Source organism: Ruegeria sp. D3 (genome assembly GCF_056534465.1).
On the sequence record NZ_JBQFPK010000035.1, the window covers coordinates 1 to 4,011 of the forward strand.

The following is a 4,011-nucleotide window of genomic DNA, read 5'->3' on the forward strand; positions in this document are numbered from 1 at the left end:
CGGAACTTGGTCGGTGTCATTCCGGTCTGACCTCGGAAAAAGCGAGTGAAATGGGACTTGTCAGAATAGCCGAGCATCAGTCCGATCTCTGCAATTGTCATCTGGTTTTGTTTGAGGTGCTCCTTGGCGACATCGATACGCAGCCGTTTGATTTCGCGCGGTAGCGTTGTGCCTTGTTTTTGAAGCGCTTTCAGAAACCGTTCCGGTTGTATTCCCAGCATTCCAGCCACCATCTCTGGTCCCAAATCGGTTTCATCCAGTTTGTCGCGTAAGACAGATCGCAAAGCTGCCACCACGGTTACTTCTTCATCTTGTCGAAGTGATGCTATGGGCTTGGCAGAACCCTCAGAGACATGGTGCAAAAACAACCATTCCACAGGAAAACTAATTTGCATTCCGGGATCAGTCCCAAGGCCAACCTCGATCCCTTTGTAGTCGATAGGCAGCCCATTGATGTATCTGCTTTCCCATCGCACACGGGAAGAGTCCCAGGACTCTCCGACGACGGTCTGCAATAGGCGTACATAGATTGCGGCACCAAAACCGGTCACCTGAATGGGTGGGACGGTTGGTTCCTGTTGCCTCTCGATACGATAAGTCGCTTTGTCTGCTTCAATGACAAGGCTGTGCCGCACAGAATTGGACTCCTGCGGCACGAGCTCAACAAAGCGGGTAAAAAACTCGAACAGCGTTTTTGTAGATTGCAAGGCTTGAGCGAAGGGCGGCCATCCTTGTAGGTCAAACGCTTCCCCTACATTCAGTCCTAGGTATCGATCCCCTGATACTTCTGAGAAAGCATTTACCAAGCCGTAAACCAACTCGGAGTGAACGAACACGGATGGGTTAGTCATCAGTTCAGCTTTCAAGCCGACCTGATCCAATGCTGGTTGCGGATTGATCTTACGTTCGGTGAGATATTGCAGAAAGGGAGCGGCTAAAGAGAGGCGAACAAAGCCCTCGCTATGCTCTCGGGAGGTGGAGTTGAAAGGCAAGCTCATAACCCTTGTTGGATTAGCTTTAAGAAGTGGCCATTTTTGCAGTCACATTCGTACATCCTAATTCAAAAGGGGCAACCAAGGCAAAACTTTCCGGACTACAGTTGGCAGAACATGAATATGAAGGGAGTACTTATGTCCGGCTTACGAATGTCTCTTTGCTCGACGGCAATTGTCGCGGCAGTTCTTTCTTTTTCGGCGACCGCGCAGGCTCAGGATCAAGAAGAACCCCAAACGCTGTTTACCAACGTGCATGTCTTCGACGGTGTGAATGAGCAACGCATTGAAAATGCCAGTGTTCTGGTCGAGGGCAATCTGATCAAGTCCGTCTCAACCGATGCCATTGATGCGCCGAGCGCGACGGTTATCGACGGCGGTGGGCGCACTCTGACACCGGGCTTTATAGAGAATCACGCGCACCTGATGCTCATGGGGCCATCGATTGCCGAGATGGAAACCAACTCGACCTGGGAGGATTTCGCCATCCACGGGACCCGGATGGCCGAAATGTACCTGATGCAGGGCTTCACGACCGTTCGCGATGCCGGGGGCGCTGGCGGCGGGCTGCGGCGCGCAATTGACGCCGGCCAGATCGTCGGCCCCCGCTTTTATCCTTCCGGGGCATTTCTCGGAACACGTGGTGGTCACGCCGATTTCGCATCCTTCACATCTCCGCCGGGTGGGGTGACCAACTTTGGGACTCTGAATATGGCCCAACAGGTCAACGGTGTTGACGAAATTTACATGTATGGCCGCAACAACCTGCGCATGGGTGCCACGCAATTGAAGTTCATGCAATCAGGTGGGGTGATTTCGGCATTCGATCCATGGCAGTTGCTCGCCGGTTCGAAAGAAGAGATCGAGGCCGCTGTTCAGGTTGCCAACGAGTACGGCACCTATGTCATGGCACATTCCTACCGCAAAGAAGCGATCATCAATGCCCTGAATGCAGGGGTCAGAACCATTGAACACGGATTTCACTTTGACTGCGAGATTTCTGCTTTGATGAAAGAAAAAGGAGCGTACATCACGACGAACATCACAGCATTTGATCCAGGCCTACTTGATGTTCCTTCCGTGAAAAACAACCCCAACAGTTTGAGGAAGGCCAAATCGGCCTCGGCGACCTTCGAAGCCTACATTCCAAGTATGAAGGAATGCCCGGCGCCGCGCGGTTTCCAAACCGATTGCGTCGGCTCGGTCGAAGCGTGCAACATCCAGATCGCCTACGAGAAACATCTGAATAACCATTTCTTCGGCCCCTATGCGTCGATGGTAACCCTAACTTCGGTAGGTGGCGAGATCGCGGCACTTAGCGGTGATTTCATGAACCCCTATCCGGAAGGCAAACTGGGTGTGATCGAAGAAGGCGCCTATGCCGACATCCTGCTGATAGACGGCAACCCCCTCGAAGACTTCTCTGTCGTTGGAACAGGCGATCAGTGGTTCGGTGCGGACCCGAGGCCGGACAGCCCGGAAACAATCCGCCTGATCATGAAGGACGGTGTGATCTACAAAAACACACTGGATTGACCAGATAAAGCAGCCGGAGAGCATTCATGCGAAATTGGTTTTGCTCCGCAGTATTCGCAGGGTTGGTTTTGTGCGGTTATGATGCTGCGGCGACGCCTGGAACCGCGTTGGACTGGGCAGATCTGCCAGATCCGTCTGCGCAGGTCTTTGATGACCCCTATCGTGAACTCAGCCCCGAACAGTTCGACGATGTTCTTTTCGTTGTGCGTATACGCGGCAGGTTGCAGCAGGAGGTTGGCAGCGCCGAAGAACGGCAGAAATGGCAATTGCTTTTAGCAGAGACCGAAGACGCCTTGGTGTCAGACGGAATTGACGTCGACTGGTTACTCGATCAGCGCGAGGTTGTGACTGAACGTCGAAGAAAGGCTGGAACGAGCGGAAACCCGCAATTCGACGGCAGAACAATCACACTCGCGGGCTTTGCCATTCCTGCTCCAAGCGATCCGGACGGCCGGCCTGTGGCGTATTTGGTGCCAGAAAGAGGGATGTGCAGCCACATGCCTCCACCTCCGCCGAACCAGATGATCCGTGTGCGGTTGAACGGGGACTGGGCGCCTAGCTATTTCCACGAACCCGTTCGGCTGACAGGCACGCTGACTATCGATCCTTCCGTTCATAATATGATGGTTGTGGATGGCCTCATGCCTATGAATGCGACTTTCCAGCTAGAGGCGGAACGTGTCGAAACTCTGGAAACCGAGGCAGACAGGTTGGAATGGAAGCAGCGTGCTGCTGATCGCATCCGCGCGGCAGGAAATCGCAAGACCGGTGGGGCACAGGCGTCAAAATGATAAGACTTCTGGTTGCCGCATTGAGCCTTGCATTTGCTGGCGCAGCGTCGGCTCAGGGACTATCCGGGCCATCTTCAGTCGAAGCCGATCTTGCGCCCGGAGACGGGCTCACCGATCCGCAATATCGTTCCGATTTTCCACGCAACATCGCACCGGGTTGGTTTCAGCGGAAAGACCGACTGGCTGAGGGTGGTTTTCGGTTCAACATTGACTACCTGGCATTGGGCCAAACCACGGATGCTGATCTGGGAACCGGCGAAGCAGCCAGCGGAATTGCGCGGTTCTACGGCAGTTGGCAGGCAACTGAACGGGGGTCTCTGACATTCAAGATCGAAGACAGGCACAGTTATACGGACGTTGCTCCGCAATTTCTCGGGCTGGATGGCGGAGCCCTTTCAATCACGGGAACAGCCTTCAATGACAACGGTTTGCTTCTGACCAATTTGTTCTGGACCCAAAGGGCTGAGAATGGGTCGTGGGCGCTGCAAGTCGGCCAGATTGATGTAACGGACTTTGTGGATATCTACGGGTTGGTAAGCCCCTACAGTGGTTTTCAAAACCTGTCTTTCAATACCAACCCGACAATCAACACGCCCAACCAAGGCCTTGGTATTGCCGGTGGGGTAAAGCTGAGCGAGAACCTCTACGCCGTTGCCAGCGTATCAGACGCAAACGCCGACCCGTCCGATCCA

At 54.0% G+C, this 4,011-nt stretch carries 3 protein-coding genes and 1 pseudogene; 3 read left to right on the forward strand and 1 reads right to left on the reverse strand.

Features of this window, described 5'->3' with window-relative positions; translation table 11 throughout:
- The coding region (locus ACR0DX_RS22565; protein ID WP_170356918.1) for an AraC family transcriptional regulator at positions 1-998 on the reverse strand (998 nt) is incomplete at its 3' end.
- A 117-nt stretch (positions 999-1,115) separates the two neighbouring features.
- On the opposite strand from ACR0DX_RS22565, the gene ACR0DX_RS22570 reads away from it, so the two are divergent.
- From ACR0DX_RS22570 to ACR0DX_RS22580, 3 genes and pseudogenes are all read left to right on the forward strand, one after another.
- The gene (locus ACR0DX_RS22570; RefSeq protein ID WP_234900806.1) at positions 1,116-2,528 is read left to right on the forward strand and encodes an amidohydrolase family protein; all 1,413 of its coding nucleotides are present in this window, start codon (positions 1,116-1,118) and stop codon (positions 2,526-2,528) included.
- A 26-nt stretch (positions 2,529-2,554) separates the two neighbouring features.
- A complete protein-coding gene (locus ACR0DX_RS22575) occupies positions 2,555-3,319 on the forward strand; it encodes a DUF3299 domain-containing protein (protein ID WP_170337125.1) in 765 nt (254 codons plus the stop codon).
- A pseudogene (locus ACR0DX_RS22580) lies at positions 3,316-4,011 on the forward strand (carbohydrate porin); the annotation flags it as partial. The gene ACR0DX_RS22575 and the pseudogene ACR0DX_RS22580, both read left to right, overlap by 4 nt.

What these genes read in the sequence shown, in the direction of transcription:
- ACR0DX_RS22570 (WP_234900806.1), top strand. Translation starts at nt 1,116, where the DNA reads ATGAAGGGAGTACTTATGTCCGGCTTACGAATGTCTCTTTGCTCGACG.
- ACR0DX_RS22575 (WP_170337125.1), top strand. Translation starts at nt 2,555, where the DNA reads ATGCGAAATTGGTTTTGCTCCGCAGTATTCGCAGGGTTGGTTTTGTGC.